This window comes from Bacteroides sp. CAG:189 (genome assembly GCF_000432295.1).
In the GTDB taxonomy this organism is placed as follows: domain Bacteria; phylum Bacteroidota; class Bacteroidia; order Bacteroidales; family Bacteroidaceae; genus Bacteroides; species Bacteroides salyersiae.
On record NZ_HF991125.1, the window covers coordinates 13,031 to 32,827 of the forward strand.

9 protein-coding genes are annotated in these 19,797 nt (G+C 42.7%); 4 read left to right on the forward strand and 5 right to left on the reverse strand.

Going from position 1 to position 19,797, the window contains the following annotated elements; translation table 11 throughout:
• Positions 1 to 32 precede the first annotated feature (32 nt).
• From QVP90_RS18525 to QVP90_RS18540, 4 genes are all read right to left on the reverse strand, one after another.
• Positions 33 to 1,553, reverse strand: coding sequence for a RagB/SusD family nutrient uptake outer membrane protein (locus QVP90_RS18525; protein WP_021937248.1), 1,521 nt, complete (start codon positions 1,551 to 1,553; stop codon positions 33 to 35).
• A gap of 24 nt (positions 1,554 to 1,577) precedes the next feature.
• Complete coding sequence (locus tag QVP90_RS18530; protein WP_021937249.1) at positions 1,578 to 4,730, reverse strand: SusC/RagA family TonB-linked outer membrane protein; 3,153 nt, start codon at positions 4,728 to 4,730, stop codon at positions 1,578 to 1,580.
• 205 nt (positions 4,731 to 4,935) lie between these two features.
• Positions 4,936 to 6,534 (reverse strand): tetratricopeptide repeat protein, encoded by a 1,599-nt coding sequence (locus QVP90_RS18535; protein ID WP_021937250.1) that lies wholly within the window; start codon positions 6,532 to 6,534, stop codon positions 4,936 to 4,938.
• Positions 6,535 to 6,907: 373 nt separating this feature from the next.
• On the reverse strand, positions 6,908 to 8,488 hold the full coding sequence (locus tag QVP90_RS18540; RefSeq protein WP_021937251.1) for a sensor histidine kinase: 1,581 nt from the start codon (positions 8,486 to 8,488) through the stop codon (positions 6,908 to 6,910).
• 189 nt (positions 8,489 to 8,677) lie between these two features.
• Here QVP90_RS18540 and ahcY point away from each other — a divergent pair, with 189 nt between their 5' ends.
• Both ahcY and QVP90_RS18550 read left to right on the forward strand, forming a co-directional pair.
• Complete coding sequence (gene ahcY / locus QVP90_RS18545; RefSeq protein WP_005928473.1) at positions 8,678 to 10,096, forward strand: adenosylhomocysteinase; 1,419 nt, start codon at positions 8,678 to 8,680, stop codon at positions 10,094 to 10,096.
• A gap of 129 nt (positions 10,097 to 10,225) precedes the next feature.
• On the forward strand, positions 10,226 to 12,736 hold the full coding sequence (locus QVP90_RS18550) for a YfhO family protein (protein WP_021937252.1): 2,511 nt from the start codon (positions 10,226 to 10,228) through the stop codon (positions 12,734 to 12,736).
• 63 nt (positions 12,737 to 12,799) lie between these two features.
• Here QVP90_RS18550 and QVP90_RS18555 read toward each other — a convergent pair whose 3' ends face one another.
• Positions 12,800 to 13,324, reverse strand: coding sequence for a DUF4890 domain-containing protein (locus QVP90_RS18555; RefSeq protein ID WP_021937253.1), 525 nt, complete (start codon positions 13,322 to 13,324; stop codon positions 12,800 to 12,802).
• 134 nt (positions 13,325 to 13,458) lie between these two features.
• Between QVP90_RS18555 and QVP90_RS18560 the strand changes: the two genes are divergently transcribed.
• Both QVP90_RS18560 and QVP90_RS18565 read left to right on the forward strand, forming a co-directional pair.
• On the forward strand, positions 13,459 to 15,693 hold the full coding sequence (locus tag QVP90_RS18560; RefSeq protein WP_005928463.1) for a sensor histidine kinase: 2,235 nt from the start codon (positions 13,459 to 13,461) through the stop codon (positions 15,691 to 15,693).
• Positions 15,694 to 16,338: 645 nt separating this feature from the next.
• The coding region (locus QVP90_RS18565; RefSeq protein ID WP_288204913.1) for a hypothetical protein at positions 16,339 to 19,797 on the forward strand (3,459 nt) is incomplete at its 3' end.

Genomic DNA, 19,797 nt, shown 5'->3' on the forward strand with positions numbered 1-19,797 from the left:
GAATCCCATTCAACAATTAATAAAAAGTTACTCTAATCGATATTGTTATTACTCTGAATCTCCATTAACGGAATCGGTAGAAAGGCATGTTTTTCCGAATGGAAATTCACCCGTCCGGCCGCATGCAAAGCCTCATCCAATTTACCCCAACGTCGAAGATCATAAAAGCGATAGTTCTCCAATACAAATTCCATCAAACGTTCGTGTTCAATCTGTGCCTTTACAAAATCATAAGAATCACCTGAAATCTCCGGCATATCTCCATGTACTTTTCGAATATCATTTATCAAGGGGGCAGCCAGTTCCGGATGTCCTTGTTCATTATGAATTTCGGCCTGCATCAACAACACATTGGCATAACGCATCAACGGTACATTTGTCGAAGTATAAGACTGTTTTAATTTCTGCATGTCATCCGGCATATATTTCCGGAAGCAACGGTTAATTTCATCATTTTCATCAAATAAGTCCGAATACTCAAATCCATAAATACGCCCTTCACCATCATTAAAATAAGGATCATTAAAAAACATGGTTGCATAAGCCCGTGAATCCAGATTGCCGGTAGTAGCTACCCGGCCTTCTTTTCTGAACTCATCCAGAATCATCTGGCTGGGACGGATTTCATCCCAACCTCTCAACACCGGAGCAGCGACCCAATAATGCAATACATGTTGGTGGAAAGCACCATCTGAGGTATTTCCGGTAAACTGAATCTCAAAAATAGATTCTTTGCAATTTTTATTTGTTCCGTTAAACATACTCAGAAAATCTTTCTCCAGACTATATCCTTTTACCTGATCGAGAGCCCCGGCCGCTTTTTCAAGATATTCCGCCTTTTTATCAGGAACCTCATAAGCTCTCGTCAAATACGCCCATCCTAAATAGGCATAGGCAGTGCCATTAGTCACGCGGCCGGCTTCAAGCGACGGACGGGTTTGTGGCAGGATCTTAGCTGCATCCGACAATTCCGAACAGACAAAATCCCAACCGTCTTCCCTTGAGGAAAGGGCCTTATGTACTTCTACCTCAGTAGTCAGATACTCGTTACGAATGACTATCTTTTCCCAGTTCAATAATAACTTCATATGGTAATAAGCACGCAGAAACAAGGCCTCTCCTTGTACGCTATTGCATTTGGCGGTACTCATCGGATTATTACCGGACTGTACTTTTCTTATTCCAAACAACACATTGTTGGTATAGTTAATGCCATTGTAACAATTCATCCAATACTCCTTGATCCGTGAACTTTCGTTGTTGTACGTAAAATCATACATCGGCCCCCACTCAGGATAATTATTGACATCAGCACCAATATTCATTATATCTTCACGAAACGTCTCTACAACAAATTTTATTTCAGCAAAATTATAACTACCGGCTCTGTTATCCAACTGCCCATAAGCAGCCGACAGTCCGGATTCCACGTCAACAGAGTCCCTCCAGAACTTATCCGTCGAAAAGTCCGGGCTTTCCACCGTCAGGAAATTATCGCATCCCGTCAAAGAGACAATGCAGAAAAGAAAAGCTATATAAATATGTTTTTTCATGATTAAGCTATTTTTAGAAATTAATTAAAACGTCACCTGCAATCCGACTACATACGAGCGAGTAAAAGGAAAAATGAATACATCCACACCCGTGTCCAAAATATCGGATGAGAATTCGGGATCGATGCCGGAATAATTAGTCCAAGTCAGAAGATTCTCACCACTAACATACAACCGGCATTTGTCAATATAGACTTTCTTTGTCCAAGTTTTAGGCAACGTATAGCCCAACTGTAATTGCCGCAAACGAATAAAGTTACCTTTCTCCAAGAAACGATCCGATTCACGGGTATTCATATTCGGATCTTTCAAAACCGCACGGGGCATTGCGGTATTCGAATTGTTTTCCGTCCAAGCATTTAAAGTAGATTTAAACATATTCGTTCCAGAGTCCATTGCCTCATAATACAAACGATTAGCATTATATAGTTTATGTCCCCAAGCACTCCCTAACAAAAAAGACAGGTCTAATCCTTTATAAGAACCACTAAACGATAAATTAGCTTCCAACTTAGGAATTCCCGAGCCACAATATTCCTTGTCGCTCTCATCGATGACACCGTCACCATTTACATTTTTGAAACGGATATCTCCCGGTTTGGCATTCGGTTGGAGAAGTACTGTTTTTACAGAGCCATCCGGCTGTTCGATTTCAGCAGTGTGATTCGCCACTTCTTCTGCCGACTGGAAAATACCGTCCGTTTGGTATAAAAAGAAAGCAGCAACAGGATACCCCTCCAACGTCTGAGTTACAAAATGGCCGGCCCCCTTCAACCCCGACCCATACAGAATCTGGTTAGGGTCTGCTTTCAACATTTCATTTTTGGTCGTAAAAAGATTAAATCCTACATTATATTCGAACCCATTAATATTGTCAGCATAGTTCAGTTCAAGTTCAAACCCTTTATTTCTCATTTTACCGACATTTACCGTAGGATTATAAATACCGGCAGAAGGTGGCATCACTTTTTCAATCAATAAGTCTTCCGTAGTGTTGTAATAATAATTCAACGATCCATAAAGTTTATTGTTAAAGAAACCAAAGTCTACTCCGATATTTTTAGTATCCGTAGTTTCCCAACGCAAATCGTCGTTTACCAAATATAGGTTACTCATTCCGGGCCAAGGATTTCCCCCTTGTATGTAGCTCATCCATTGAGTGTTGTCATTAGTCATGGTAGGAGCATAATAATAGCCCAACGCATTTTCATTTCCGAGTCGTCCCCAACTGACCCTCAACTTCAAATTACTCATAATATCTTTAGAGAAAAACTCTTCCTCACTGATACGCCAACCTAAGGCAACAGACGGGAAAACACCCCAACGGTTATTCTTACCGAACTTAGAAGAGCCATCGGCACGAACTGTTGCCTGAAGCATATACTTACCTCCATAGGAGTAGTTGACGCGCCCGAAGAAAGACGCCCGGTTATAGTTCCAGAATGAACCGTTGCCTGTGAATGTGCCGCCATTACCGGCATCAATGGTAGGCGAAGTAGGATCAAAAAAGCCGGCGGCTTCATCTTTGATATCCAACTTGCCGTTTACTACATCATACACTGTCTTTTTACCCTCAACATTTATTTGGCTCCAATCTTTCCTTGCAGCAGTCAGTGAACTACCGGCCATTACATTCAATGAATGTTTACCAAAGGTTTTATCAAAAGTCAGCACATTGTCAAAAGTCTGTTCGAACCAATAAGAATTATAATCGTAATTATACGGGTATAACTGTTGTCCTTGAACATCGGCAGTGAATTTTTCAGAATGGTATTTTGTATTCGTGTAGTACCCTCTGTATGCATATGCGGTCTTAAATTTAAGCCACGGAGCAAAATCAACCGTTAGCCCGATATTTCCTATAAGATCGTATCCATTCGATTTTTTATGCTTGAAGTGGTCATCGGCCATTACATTGCGATTATTGGGCAGTTCCAGACGAACACCGTCTACTTTCATTTCATTCAAACCATAACCGGAGGGTTGATCTTCATCGTATACAGGTACCAATGGAGCCATTGCATACATCTCTTTTATAGAATATTGCGGTTGCTGGCTTTGGGTAACTTTAAGAGATAAGGAAGCGTCGAAATTAAAAATATATTTCTGCACGTTCAATTTCATCCGGGCATTATCCTGAACATATTTATTCCCTCTTAAAATTCCTTTCTCATCCGAATGATTGTAAGAGACAGAATATTTGGCAATATCAGATCCACCTCTGACATTCACATTATAGTTTTGAGACAACCCGCCACGAAGCATTTCATCCTGCCAGTTCGTATCAAAACCTGTTGGGTTTTTCAGTCTTCCATCGCTATCAGTAAATGTCAGATAACCGATTTTCTTCGCTTCGGCATTCTCATACATCATATTATGCACATTTAAGTATTCATCTGCATTCAGCATTTCAAACTTCTTAGCCGCACTCGTAAACTGGAAAAATGTATTAAAATCAACCTTGACATCACCTTTTTTCCCATTTTTAGTAGTTACGATGACCACACCATTGGCTGCAACTGAACCATATATGGCAGCCGCCGCACCGTCTTTCAAAATCTCCATCGCCTCGATATCCTGTGTATTAACCGTAGTAATATCTCCGGGAAAACCGTCGATTATATAAAGAGGTTCATTGCTGCCCATCGTCTTGATACCACGTATTTTAACAGAGATAGAAGCTCCTGCATTTCCTCCCGACTTCAAAATGCTAACTCCCGCAACTTTTCCTTGTAAGGCCTCCGCCGGATTGGTCGTCGCACGGCTTGCCAAGGATTCTACATCTACCGAAGAAATTGCCCCTGTCATATCGCTTTTCTTCAAAGTACCATAACCGATTACCACAGTCTCTTCCAACAACTGACTGTCATCCTGCATAATCACCTTAATTGTTTTCCGCCCGTTCAAAGGAATGATCTGCTTTATATATCCCATATAGGATACTTCAATCCGATCGTTAGGAGAAACAGATAAGGTAAAACCACCATCCAAACCGGAAATTACCCCGTTAGTTGTCCCGGCCACAATTACATTGGCACCGATCAACGGCTCATTGGCAGTATCCAGCACATAGCCTTTTAATTGGTAGTTTTGTGCATAAGCAGAGGATGGAATAAATAAAAAGAATAGCATTATAGCATATAGTAATATGCCTCCCCAACAATAACTTTGCTTCATAGCAATTAAATTTTAAAGTTAATAAATGCGCTTTTCAAACACAGCAGCAAATAAACCCCAAAACCTAAATATAGCCTAAAAAAAAGGGTCTACACAGACCCTACAAAAGCATAAAACAATCATATTTACGCCCTACACAAGAAAGAGCTAAAACATTAATTAGCAATAATTTAACAACAGAAAAGTACTCTACAAAATCACTTTTTCAAATATTACGCAGATAACAAAAAATATCCTCTTGAGGATGTAGGTTCAATGACTTTCTTAAGCGATATCTTGCCATACTGATAGCTTTAACAGAGATCCCCGTTAATAAAGAAATTTCCTTGGTAGATAAATTAACCCGCAAAAAAGTAGCTAACCTTTTTTCACCGGGAGTCAATCCCGGATGTTTCTGTACTAACCGGTTAAGAAATTCAGTATTTTGCATTTCGACCTCGTGCGTCAGGCAATCATTTTCTTCCTCCATCTTCTTTACTTGAAGAATATATGTATTTATTCTTTTTAAATGAGTCAATATCTCATTAGCATTCATTTTATAGGCAGCTTTTATCATCTCCCTGATTTTCTCCAACAGTTCATTCCTACTATTCAGAAAAAGAACAAAATTAGTCAGTTCACTCTGGGTACTCTCAAGCTTTTCCGATTGCACCTCCAATTCCACCGTCTGCTGATGTAATTTTAAATCTGCCAATTCCTTTTGTGCTTTCGCAATCTGTAAATCCTTCTTCCGCTTAAGTTGTTTGACTAACAAAAATGTCAGCACATTGATACCTAAAAAGATTACGATCGCAATACATATATTTCGTCTTAATAATGACAGTTGATATCGCTGGTGAACTAACTCTGCCTCCTTCTTCTGTTCTTGCAATTTATTCCTTATCAAGCTTCTTTCAATATCAACGAGTTCTTTTTTTCGAAGTAATTGTTCTTTCTTTTTTTCAAAATTCAGTAAGTTGACATAAGCCTCTTTATAATGCCCTTGCGCCGAATACACTTTAGAGAGGTATTCATAATTATCACATATCAATTCATGAGCATTCACTTCAGATGCATACCCCTCCGCCTGCTTCAAAGCATCTAAAGCATCATCATATTTCTTTGCATAGAATAGTTGCATCCCCATATTATTATAATTCTCGGCTAACGACCATAATGCATTCAAATGTTTATTAATACCAATGGCCTCTTCCAACAACATTATTTTTTCTTCCGTATTACCTTCATAAAGACATAAGTTGTTTATATTGGCTGCCATATTTTTTTTATCTCCCAAAACCTTGTTTATGCGTAAAGCGTCTTTAAAAAATTTATCAGCTATGTTCGTTTCGTTCATATAGACATGAATCAAACCACGGGCATTATAAGCATTGGCTATTCCCGCCGAATCATTCAAAACCTTATATGTTGAAGTGGCATTATCAATCAACTCCATTGCTTTTGAAAAGTCTTTCAATGAACCATACAAAGTTCCCAAATTAAGATTTATCTTAGCCTTTGCTTTTAGATCTTTTTCCGGACAATAGGATAAAGCTTTATAGTACACATTCATACTCAGATCAAAATTCCCATAAAGCATATAAGCATGTCCCGACATGGACAAAGTATAGACAATCAATGCAGAATCCGTTGTCTGTTTCAATATATCATAAGCCTGCATGGAATATGCAGCAGATTGCTTAGGATCAGTCAATAAGGTTTTATAAGAATTATCCAAACACTTCCAGGCATCTTTTTGATAAGAATCTGAATAGTTCACATCTACAGAAACAAAATATAGCAGAATAAGCAATAGTGGTTTCATAGTCTGGTAGCTCCATAGTTAATATTAAAATATTCACAATCAGCAAGTGCTACGCAAAATATGAAAAAAGACGTAGAACCACTGCCCAACGCTGTCAAGGCCTACCACAGCCTACTTACTCAATGGGAGTGTTTCTACGCCAAAGACGTATATATACACCTCACCCATAGAGTAAGTTCTCAAAATAGCCGATTTGCATCAAGTGGTAGTTCGACAGCGTTTTGGGCTATATTTACAAAAAACCGGTATGTTCACAAAATGAACATACCGCAAATATACAACTTTACATAAATAACGCAAAAAGATGCGTTACATTTTTTACTTACGGTTCATCTATCAATTTACAGTTTTAAAGACCACAACTCCATCTATATCATCCTTTGGTTTTGCATACCATCGGAAGCGTAAAATAGAATATAGTCCCTGCTCCTACTTTTGAACGCACCCAGATACGTCCTCCCATTTTTTCAACTAACATCCGGCAAATAGTCAGTCCGAGTCCGGTTCCCTGAACAAAATCGTTGACTTTCCCAAAACGGCTAAAAATGGTTGCAGCACGTTCTACCGGAATCCCGATACCCGTATCGGACACATATCCTTGAATCATCCCCCCTTTTCTCTCAAAACCGAAATGAATCTCTCCTTCGGAAGTGAATTTGATAGCATTACTAAGCAAATTCAGCCATATCTGAGAAATACGGTCCCAATCACCCTGCACACACAAGTCCGGGTCAACCTCATCAAACACAAGGTTTACTCCGGGATGAACGGAATCGCAATATTGATGATACAACCGGGCGCATATGTCCCTCATTCTGACCGATCCTATCGAAAATTTCAGCGATCCGGCTTCCAAAGCAGATAAATCGAGAATGTCATTAAAAAGATTTAGCAGCAAACCGGAATTCTTTTCTATAATCTCTGCATATTGGGATTGTTCTTCTTTGTCTCCGGATTCGATAATAAGTTTCGAAAAACCGACAATTGCATTCAAAGGTGTCCGTATCTCGTGGCTCATATTGGCGAGAAAAGAAGATTTCAGTTTATCGGCTTCCTCTGCCTTGACTCTGGCATCGATCAGTTCTTTTTCCGTCTTTTTAATATCGGTCATATCCCATCCTACTCCGACAATATAGGGTTGCTTATTACCGGAAGGTACAAGTGTTTTTATCATTGCCACGGTACGCGTATCACCGGTTAGCGTAGTATATTCTTCCAAATACTCTACCTTCTCGGCCTCCATCACGGCTAAGTCTCCCTTTCTGAAACGTCTGACCTCCTCATCACTACGGAAAATTTCCACATCCGTTTTACCTACAGCAAATTCCGCTGTAATGCCGGTTCGGTCCGCAAAAGCCTTGTTCCAATAAAGATAGCGAAAATCATTACCGGTGTCTTTTATAAATAAATATACAGGTACATTATTCAATATGGCCTGCATTAAAGAATTAAGACGAATTATTTCGTTTCGCTGAATGGCATTCACCCCTTCGACTTTCACCTTTTCCGAGACATCACGGCACATACAAAGCAAATATTTATCATCAAGCGGAAAAATTCGATTCTCATAATGATGCCAAACTCCATCGAGCATCAACGAATGTTTAGCTATCGATCCCTTACCGGTCTCTATCACTTTATCCATGTTTTCCCGAACACTCTCGTAAGCTTTTTCAGGTACAATATCCTTTACATTTGCACCAACAATACTTTCTGTAGTAGTACCCTCCACATGGTTTGTTTCCGGAGAAGAAGCAAGTTCTATAATATTTGCATCATGATCAAAGACAGTAAGCATATCAGGCAATGCATCTAAAATACGGGTACTATATTTATCCCGGAATCTTCCTGTTTCCAACGAAGACAACTCCGAGGTAAGGTCCTCCACCTTTCTCTCCAATTCTTTTACAATTTCAAGAAGTTCATCTTTCGTTTTCTGATCATATAGTCCCATAAAGATTCTTTAGATTTTTATCCGTTTTGTTGTATATATTGCCCATAAACATGCAAATATATAACATTTACAATTAAAACTACGGCATCATCGAAGTTATTATTGATTAAAAAAGAACGATAGCTTTTGTCCTACTAATCAGAAAGTTCTATCTTTGCAACTACTTTTATTTTTTAAACAAATTAAAATATGTCTACAGAATTATTCTCTACACTGCCCTACAAAGTGGCAGATATTAAACTTGCAGACTTCGGACGCAAGGAAATCGATCTGGCAGAAAAAGAAATGCCCGGCCTTATGGCTCTTCGCGAAAAGTATGGAGAATCCAAACCATTGAAAGGCGCCCGTATTATGGGTTCATTGCACATGACTATCCAGACAGCCGTACTGATTGAAACACTCGTTGCATTGGGTGCAGAGGTACGCTGGTGTTCTTGCAATATATATTCGACACAAGATCATGCAGCAGCAGCCATTGCCGCTTCGGGCGTTGCCGTATATGCATGGAAAGGCGAAACACTGGAAGACTATTGGTGGTGTACTCTTCAAGCTTTGAACTTCCCCGGTGGTAAAGGTCCTACTGTCATTGTAGACGATGGCGGTGATGCCACCATGATGATCCATGTGGGATATGAAGCAGAAAACAATGCTGCCGTATTAGACAAAGAAGTGCATGCCGAAGACGAAATCGAACTGAATGCCATTCTGAAAAAAGTATTGGCAGTAGATAATAGCCGTTGGCATCGTGTTGCCGCCGAAGTACGTGGCGTATCCGAAGAAACGACTACCGGTGTACACCGTCTGTATCAAATGCAGGAAGAAGGAAAATTACTTTTCCCGGCATTCAACGTAAACGATTCGGTAACCAAATCGAAATTCGACAATCTGTATGGTTGCCGTGAATCATTGGCAGACGGTATCAAACGCGCAACAGACGTGATGATTGCCGGCAAAGTGGTAGTAGTTTGCGGTTATGGGGATGTAGGAAAAGGCTGCTCACACTCCATGCGTTCGTACGGAGCGCGTGTTTTGGTAACGGAAGTAGATCCGATCTGTGCTTTACAAGCGGCTATGGAAGGCTTCGAAGTAGTAACTATGGAAGACGCGTGCAAAGAGGGAAATATATTTGTAACGACTACCGGTAATATCGACATTATCCGTATCGACCATATGGAACAGATGAAAGACCAGGCTATCGTCTGCAATATCGGACACTTCGACAACGAAATACAAGTGGATGCATTAAAACACTACCCCGGTATCAAATGTGTAAATATCAAACCACAGGTAGACCGGTATTATTTCCCTGACGGTCACAGCATCATCCTGCTGGCCGACGGACGTCTGGTAAATTTAGGATGTGCAACGGGGCATCCGTCATTTGTAATGAGCAATTCTTTCACTAACCAGACATTGGCACAAATCGAATTGTTCAACAAAAAATACGATATCAATGTATACCGTTTGCCTAAGCATCTTGATGAAGAAGTAGCTCGTCTGCATCTTGAGAAGATAGGTGTGAAACTGACAAAACTGACTCCCGAACAGGCTGCATATATCGGCGTATCGGTAGACGGTCCATATAAAGCGGATCACTATCGCTATTAATTTTTCAATTTGACGATTTACGATTTTACGATTGATAACAGCCTTTGGATATCAACATCTGAACCCGTAAATCGTCAAATCGTAAATGATACAAATTTCAATTGTAAATCGTAAATCGTCAAATTGTAAATGAAAAAATTTCTTCCCGACCTCATTGCCATTCTGGCATTTATTCTGATTTCCTTCGTCTACTTTTTTCCGGCGGACATAGAGAACCGCATTTTGTTCCAGCATGATATTGCTGCCGGTGCCGGTGCCGGACAAGAAGCCAAAGAGTACTACGAACAGACAGGCGAACGTACCCGTTGGACAAATTCCATCTTCGGCGGTATGCCAACCTATCAGATAGCCCCCTCTTACGACACGAGTAAACCATTGCAGTGGGTACAGAAAGTGTATCAGCTGTTTCTACCCAATTATGTCAGCCTGACATTTATTCTGATGCTCGGTTTCTACATCTTGCTGCGAGCATTCGGCATACCGGCCTGGCTTGCCGGATTAGGAGGAATCATGTGGGCATTCTCCTCCTACTTTTTCATATTAATATCCGCCGGACACCTCTGGAAGTTCATCACTCTTGCTTACATACCGCCTACTCTGGCCGGTATGGTCCTTGCCTACCGGGGGCGTCTGTTATTAGGTGGTATTGTCACTGCCGTCTTTATTGCCCTACAGATTACATCGAACCACGTACAGATGTCTTATTACTTCCTGTTCGTCATCCTCTTTTTTGTAGGGGCTTACTTTGAAGACGCATGGCGCAACAAAACACTACCGAAGTTCTTCAAGGCAAGTGCCATATTAATAGTGGCGGCCCTTGTCGGTGTGGCAACCAATATTACCAATCTTTACCACACTTACACATACAGTAAAGAAACCATGCGCAGTAAAAGCGAACTGGTTCAAACCGGGGATGCAGCCAAACAGACCAGTAGCGGATTAGACCGCGATTACATTACAAACTGGAGTTATGGTATCGGAGAAACATGGACGCTGCTTGTTCCCAACTTTAAAGGTGGTTCTTCCGGCGCTGTCCTCAACCAAAGCGATACGGCCATGAAAAAAGCAAACCCGATGTACGGCGGATTATATAGTTCGTTCCCGCAATATTTCGGTGACCAACCTTGGACAGCAGGCCCCGTCTATGTAGGCGCATTCGTATTATTCCTGTTCGTCTTAGGATGCTTTATCGTAAAAGGGCCTCTGAAATGGGCATTGGTCGGAGCAACACTCTTCTCCATCCTCCTGTCATGGGGTAAGAACTTTATGCCGTTGACGGACTTTTTCATCGATTATATCCCGATGTACAACAAGTTTCGTGCAGTATCGTCTATTCTCGTCATTGCAGAGTTCACAATACCCCTGTTGGCCATCTTTGCCTTAAAGCGCATTTTAGAAGAGCCCGGCATATGGAAGAAAGATAAAAAAGCATTCGGCATTAGTTTCGTACTGACTGCCGGCGTTGCCTTACTGCTGTTCATAGCCCCCAGTAGTCTCAATTCCGGTTTTGTATCTGCCCGGGAGGTTCAGATGCTTCAAAATGCCGTCGACCAGCAGATGATACCTGCTAACGAACTTTCCGGCATTTTGGCCAGCCTTACAGACATGCGCGGAGCACTTGTCAGTGCCGATGCCCTGCGCAGCTTTATCATCATAGCCATCGGCTGTGTGTTGCTTTGGCTTTATGCAACGGGCAAGTTGCGCAAATCATTTACCATCGCGGGCATTGCGCTGCTTTGTTTGGGGGATATGTGGACCGTCAACAAACGTTATCTCCATGATGACCAGTTTGTACCCCGTTCCATTCGGACAGAAACATTTAACAAGACAAAAGCCGATGAACTGATTCTGCAAGACAAGAGTTTGGATTACCGGGTACTAAACTTTGCCACTTCCACATTTGACGAAAACAACACTGCTTACTGGCACAAAAGCGTCGGTGGATACCATGCCGCCAAATTGCGCCGTTATCAGGAAATGATAGACCACCATATCAAACCCGAAATGCAAGCAGCCTTTAAGGAGGTAGCAGCGTCCGGTGGAGAAATGGACAGTGTAGATGCCGGCAAGTTCCAGGTATTGAACATGCTGAATACGAAGTATTTCATTTTCCCTGTCAACCAGCAAGGACAAACGGCTCCTATTCTGAATCCATACGCGTACGGTAATGCCTGGTTCGTCGACAAAGTGCAATACGTTGACAATGCCAACGAAGAGATCGATGCCGTAGGTAAAGTAGACCTGAAAAATACGGCCATCGTCGATGTCAAATTTAAAGATATCCTGAAAGGGGTGACCGAAGGCTTGAAAGTCGACTCAGCAAGTACCGTCAAACTTGTCAGCTACAAGCCTAACCACTTGATATATGAGACTTCTTCTCCCAAAGACGGTGTGGTCGTATTCTCCGAAATCTATTATCAGCCGGGATGGCAGGTAACCGTTGACGGCCAGCCGGCGGATATAGCCCGTGCTAATTATATTTTGCGTGCCATGAATGTTCCGGCCGGCACACACACGATCGAGATGCGTTTTGATCCGCAGAGCCTGCATGTGACAGAGGGGATTGCCTATGGCGCACTGATATTATTGCTTATTGGAGTAATAGCAGTCATATGGATATACTATAAAAAGAAGAAATAAAGACCTGCTTAAACAAAAAGAATGAGAGCGTGCCCGAATTTTCGGATACGCTCTCATTCTTTATCAATTGTCTTTTTCCTTCATAACAGAATGTCCGGAATGCCTGTTTTTATGCTTGGCACCTATTTCCTGCCATTTTTCATATTGTTCTGTTGTCAATATCTTCTTTATCTTTTTTTCTTTGGCAGCCACTGCTTCTTGGATTTCCTCAGCTTTATCCTCCCTTTGAGAACTTTCACCTCTATCCGGCCCTACTCCACCCATCATCGGCGGTTCTCCACCCATCATCGGCGGACGTCCTTCACCCGTACCGTGAGGTCTACCCATAGGCGGCCCCTGCCGTTCGGAATTCTGCATCGCACTAAACCGTTTCTTCTGTTCTTTCAGATTAAGTTTATAGATTTTCTTATACTGCTTCTCTGTCAGTTGCAATTGTTTTTTCATCTCATCCGTTTCGCGTTTGGCTACCTTCTCGGGCGAAAGAACTTCACGCGGTAACGAAGAACGGTCTTTTTCTTGTGCTGATAATAAAAGAGGCATACCCGCCAGTAAAGCGATAAGCCAAGCGATTTTAAAATTTGTTTTCATAATCCTATTTAATTTATTGATAATCAAAGATAGCATGTACATAACACCTTTAAAAGCAAAATCGACAAGCAGGATTATTTCACCGACCAGCAGAAAATAAATAAAATGCTATCTTTGCAACAAAAATATAGACCATGCGTATCCGAAAAGTTACGATCATTACGATTATAGGCCTCATCATCACTCTTATCCTGCAAATCGGAGGACTCTTCTATGCCTACCGGAGCAACATGGAAGCCATGCAACTTACCGTAAATAAAAACTTTGCCATTGCCTTTTACGAAACCAACGATAATCTGGCCAACCAACTTCCCTATCCCGATGGTACAACCATCGCCTACATACCTACCGCACCAAACTCCAAACTTTCGCAAGATGAACAGAATCTGCGAACAAACGAGGATCTGGCTCAAATATTAAAAACAGAATACAAAGTGGAGTTCCCTATCGACGAATTAGCCACCGTATTGAGAAAGAAACTGAAAATAGACAATATAGACAGCGAAGTCGTAATCAATAAAATAAATAACGGCATCAATCGGATATTAGACAGCACCAACCCTACATTCGACCGGAAAGTAGGGGTATTGAAATCCGAACCGTTCTTCATCGACCGCAGCAATCAAATAGCCGTACAAGCCATTATCGTTTCTCCTTATACGCTCATCTTGGAAAAAATCTCCTTATTCTATCTATTGACATTCGGCTTGATGATCGTAGTTATATACAGTATCATTTCTCAGATAAAACGGATCATCCGCCAACAACAATCGATCAAAGCACAAGAAAAATCTTTTTATAAATTGGCCGAAAACATGGCTACCCCGGTTACCGGCATTCAGAAGAAAATGGAATTGGAGCAATGGCAAGCAATAGAAAATGAAAGCAATACTTTGCTCGGTATGACCGAAGACACTCTAACGGCAGCCAAAGAAGCAGCCCGCAAGAGTCAGGAAAAGAAACAACGTTCTTCCAGAATACTATCGATAATAAGCCTGACAGGAACTTTTTTATTACTGGCTATCTGGTTCGGCTTTCTGTATCACACCGGATATACGACCCTAAAGCATGAGGTAAACACCTATTTCGAAGAGGCTTTCTTCAAGGAAGTGGGATATCACCAGTTCCCACAGTATATGGCAAGCGACGAGAAAAAGGAGATACTGAACTATCCCGAAACCGGCCTCACACCCTTTGCCCGAAGACAAAAAGAGGAAGCAGCCCGAACCCAATCGCCCGCAACAAGGGTGTATGTTTTTCATCAGTATAACTCGATAGATGCAAACTACACACTGCGCTCTGCGCTCAAGATGCTCGAAGCTATAAATTCCTGTGCCACTCCCGCCCCTTTCTCTTTGCAATATATGGATTCGGCATTCACTGCACGCCTATACGAAGCGGGCATCACCCGCCCCACCTGTATAGACATATTAACCTACCCCGATCGAGAAACAGAAGAAAGTACCTGCCCCGGCCATGCAGCGAGGATTTCAGACCTGGCAACCCGCTTCATCCCTCTGAACAATGACAGCAGCAAGGTGATACAAGGAAGGCTGTCTTCACCCCAAGTACTTATATTAATGCCCTTATGGCCCTTGCTTCTTTCACTGGGGCTTATGTTCCTGCTCATTGCCTGTTGCGTATTCTATCAGGTAAAGATGATATTTATGCAACGCCGTCTCGCACTATTTCAGAGAGATTTCACCTATGCAATGATTCATGACATGAAATCACCACTGAATACCATCCTCATGGGTGCACATATATTAAACACAGGCAAACTGGAAGAACAAGCGGAAAAAAAGAAAAAATACCTGCAAGCCATTTCCGATGAATGCAATCATCTGCTCACACTGTCCAATCGCGTCATCTTATTGACTCAAATAGAAAAGGACGAATTGCAACTGCACAAAGAAACAGTCGTGCTGGAACCTCTCATCGACGACCTTATAGAGAAGTTCCGACTAAAAACCCACAAGCCCGTAGAATTTTCAAAAGCATTTCATCACTGTAATTCTGTATATGCGGATGCCTTTTGCTTACGCGAGATTCTTAGTAACTTGATAGACAATGCCATCAAATATTCCGGTGAAACGGTGAAAATAGACATCGTATGTGAAGAAGAAAGTAATTACACAAAAATAAAAGTGCACGACAACGGTTTAGGAATCTCCTTCAAAGAACAAAATAAAATATTCGACAAGTTTGAACGGGCCGATGCCGGCAAACGAAGCAATGCCGGTGGCTTCGGGTTGGGGTTGAACTACGTGCAGCGAGTGATGACGGCGCATAACGGTAAAGTAAGTTTGGAAAGTATTGAAAATAAATTCAGTGAGTTCACCTTATTTTTTCCGGTCAGAGATAATTGATGCCGGGTTAATACATCGTTCAAAAAAAAAGAAAAATCATAGTCGCTTATTGGTAATATGCAACCGGCAATCTATTGTGATGCAACCGGCAGTGAAGCACCATGCAATCGGTAGTGAACCGCGACGTCACACTACAATAATTCGCTCATTCAACCAGTTTTTGCCCCCTTCACCGTCTTCACCTTTTCCGGTCAATCTCCCTGTTCATCGGCCATACGGGGTGAAGCGCCACCGAAGAAAATAACACGGCACATCAGCAATCGTAAGCACGGTGCTTACCTCCGCCAGGCATTGTTCATACAATCTGTACGCACCGTTCGTAAGGGGCTTTTGCACAATACATAAAAAAAACAGAATGGGGCTTCACCTCCAAACACCGATGAATAAGCCGATTGACCGGAAAAGGTGAAGGCGGTGAAGGGGGATAAAAACAAGGTGATATTCTGTTTTATATCGAGGTAAAAATAACTCAATGTGCACAAAATGGTCAAAATCAATACTAATAGTATCATTTCTCACATTTGCCATTTCTTTTTTTTGCCGTTTATTTGCATGTTGGCATATTTACTAATCAATAACCGGTTAGTTTATAGCCCGCACCTTTTGCTTAAATCATTTTTTATAACAATTTAGATTAACAGTACAATGAAAAACAAATTACTTCTATTATCGTTGTTTCTACTGATAAATGTTGTATCAGTATCCCTGCAAGCCCAACAATTGGCTTTTCCCGGAGCTGAAGGATTCGGGCGCTATGCCACAGGTGCACGTGCGGTTGCCAATCCGCAAATATATCATGTGACCAATCTGGACGATTCCGGCCCCGGCTCATTGCGTGATGCCATAAGCCAACCCGGACGTTACATCGTTTTTGACGTATGCGGTGAAATCAAATTGAAATCACGCCTCGTCTTCAGTGGTAATTCCTACATAGCAGGGCAAACAGCACCGGGCGATGGCATTATCATCCATGGAAACGGTGTCTCCTTTTCGGGAGCCAGCAACCTGATCGTTCGCTATCTGCGCATCTACATGGGCAAAGACAAAGGTTCTTCCGGGAAAGATGCCGCCGGCATAGCCAACGGACAGAATATGATCTTCGACCATCTGTCTGTAGCCTGGGGATTGGATGAGAACTTTTCCATCAACTGGGACGGCAAGGGAACCGAGCCGGGTGATATCACGATCCAAAATTCGATTATGGGGCAAGGAATCATGTCCCACTCTGCCGGCGGTCTGATCCAGACCAACAACGGGGTCTCTATCATCGGTTGCCTGTACATCGACAACAAAACCCGTAATCCGAAAGTAAAAGGATTGAACCAGTTTATCAACAATGTAATCTATAACTGGGGAGGTGGCAACGGTTATATCTTAGGCGATACGGAAGCCTCTTCATGGGCATGGCTGGAAGGTAACTATTTCATCGCCGGCCCCAACAGTTCCAGTCCTTTTACCCGGGCAACACCCACGTTCCAGTTATATCACAACAATGACTTCGTAGACACGAACAAAGACGGAGTTCTGGATGGAAGAGCCACCACCAACTCTGATTACGGCAATGCCGGCTTCGTCAACGAACGTAGCGCATTCACCGGTATCCCGAAAGTACATCCCGAAATTTCAGGAGGCATCCTGTCTCCCCAAGAGGCACTGGATAAGGTAGTGGCATCAGTAGGTGCTTCCTTGCCTGCACGCACAGCCGTAGATCAGTTTATGATCGACGAATTACTATCTTATGGAAAAAAAGGAAAGCTAATCGTTCACGAAAGAGAAAACGAGATATACAATTACATCGGAGTGATCAGTAAAGGCCCCAAAGCACCGGATACAGACAATGACGGAATACCCGATTGGTGGGAGGACGCAAACGGGCTGGACAAAAACGACGCATCGGATGCACTCCAATTGGGAGCAAACGGATATCCGAACATTGAGAATTACTTCAACAGCATTGACAAGCCCACAGCAGCCTACGTACGCTGCGCTTCGGATCTGAAAATGACCGGCCGTACGAAAACATCGATCAACCTGTCTTGGAAAAACAATGCTACGGAAAGTGACCAGATCGTATTGGAACAATCGATCGACGGCGGAACAACGTTCACTACTTGTGCCACCCTGCAAGCCGATGCCACTTCCTACAATGCCACAAACCTGTTAGTAGACCAAACTTATCATTTCCGTCTCATCACCCAAAAAGCCGGATTGGATGCTTCGACTCCCTCGGAAATTCTAAAAACCGCTACGGAAGGAGAACCTCAAATACCCCACCAGAGCCATACTCCCTCTCCTGCCGTAAACGAGGTATCCCGCTTTTATACCTCGGTCGATTTTTCATGGGAAAACGAAACCGGCCCATGGGCGGGAGATGTCTCTTACAGTCTCTTCTTTGGCGCTGATGCAGCCAACTTGACAGAAGTGGCCAATAACCTCACTACCACCTCTTTCACTTTTGAAGGAGAGATGGAAATGAACCAAACTTACTACTGGCGGGTGGATGCAACCAACACTTTAGGTACAACACCGGGCAGCGTATGGAGTTTCAAAACCGGTACCTATTCGTTCACCACTACCTGCGTGGACTTAGGAAGAGATTTTGACGGTAAATCTTCTTCAAATGCCCAAACCGGTACACTGATTACTACCGACAGCAAATATACCATCAATGCCGGCAGCATAGACGAGATGATCTTCTCCGCTTCGAACAGCAAGATGATGAATACAACCAGTAAAAACGGAGTCTATGAAACCTCCGGCAATTACACGTTCATGTATATATCCAGCGATGACTACTATATTCAGGGAACACTGACAGAAAAAAGCTCGGAAAAAAATATTGCTTCTGTCAAAGTGAACGGAACCAGTGCAGACCTCGACTCCGGATGCGGTATCATCATCCTGTTCTCTGACGGGCTGAGCTTTGACACCCAATCGATTATCGGATATGAAGAAGCCGAACTGCCTCCGGTTCGCAGCGGTGGCGAGGGAGTCATCATACCCGCCTCCATCGGAACCAAATCGTTCCGTATCTACCGCAAAGTAACCATTTCTACTGCCGGAGAAGATCTTTATCAGATCGGCGGCAGCCTGAACCCGATGACACTTACCGGCGGCGGAAGTCCGCGCATCGCTTATCTGGCGGCTACAACCGAACTTCTTTCCAACGACGACGGTAACAGCAAGAGCCCGGATAATACGATTAAAAGTGCAACAATCAACGGAAAAAAAGCCATTGTGGACAATGAAGCCAAAACAATCACCTGTCAGTTCGTCAAAGGAACAATTCCAGGCGAATGGCCTGTCACTTTCCTGCTCAACTCAAGCCTGGCAAGTGCCGACTTTGAAAGCGGCAATCCACATAATTTTGCCAACGGCCCCTTGTCCATCGAAGTTACCGCACAAGACGGGAGCAAAGCAGTATATACGGTAAATGCGATCGTTTCAGATAAAATTGCAGTAGGCATGCTGACCGCTACCGGTGCCGCAGCCTCTTACGACGGTCTGCTTCTATCCGCTTTTGCCGATTATGACGTACAGTTCCTCGATGCCTCGGCAACTAAACCGGCAGATATGGAAGCCTACTACCGGAATTACGATCTGATTGTGATACATGCCAGTGTTGCCGGTAATAACCCGATCGGCGTAGCTACTTCGGATCTGGCAGGCATAAAACCTATTCTGAACCTGAAAGCCTTTACTTATAGCAAAGACAGATGGAGCTGGTCCACACCGAACAATACGGAAATAGGCCGCATGCACAGCAATGTGGATGTAACTTTGCAAAACCATCCGATCTTTACCAACGTAGCTTTCGACGGTGATAAATTGGAATTGCTTGCCCAACCCAGCACGGTAATCAACGCATTCCAATATGTCTCAGCACCTTTTACCGGTACAAGCTGGACGGTTCCAATGGAAACAGCCAACCATACTTTAGCTACCATTGACGGAGACGATGCCAAAGTTCATATACACGAACTGAACCTCGACAATTCTGCCAAATATCTACTTATCGGATTAAGCAACGAAGGAGACAGCTATACATTGTTCAATACAAATGCCGTCAATCTATTAAAGAACGCAGCAGCTTATCTGCTGAAC

Bases quoted from the DNA above. Each gene is read 5' to 3' on its own strand.
- QVP90_RS18525 (WP_021937248.1), bottom strand. From the start codon at position 1,553: ATGAAAAAACATATTTATATAGCTTTTCTTTTCTGCATTGTCTCTTTG.
- QVP90_RS18535 (WP_021937250.1), bottom strand. From the start codon at position 6,534: ATGAAACCACTATTGCTTATTCTGCTATATTTTGTTTCTGTAGATGTG.
- QVP90_RS18560 (WP_005928463.1), top strand. From the start codon at position 13,459: ATGCGTATCCGAAAAGTTACGATCATTACGATTATAGGCCTCATCATC.
- QVP90_RS18530 (WP_021937249.1), bottom strand. From the start codon at position 4,730: ATGAAGCAAAGTTATTGTTGGGGAGGCATATTACTATATGCTATAATG.
- QVP90_RS18555 (WP_021937253.1), bottom strand. From the start codon at position 13,324: ATGAAAACAAATTTTAAAATCGCTTGGCTTATCGCTTTACTGGCGGGT.
- QVP90_RS18550 (WP_021937252.1), top strand. From the start codon at position 10,226: ATGAAAAAATTTCTTCCCGACCTCATTGCCATTCTGGCATTTATTCTG.
- ahcY (WP_005928473.1), top strand. From the start codon at position 8,678: ATGTCTACAGAATTATTCTCTACACTGCCCTACAAAGTGGCAGATATT.
- QVP90_RS18540 (WP_021937251.1), bottom strand. From the start codon at position 8,488: ATGGGACTATATGATCAGAAAACGAAAGATGAACTTCTTGAAATTGTA.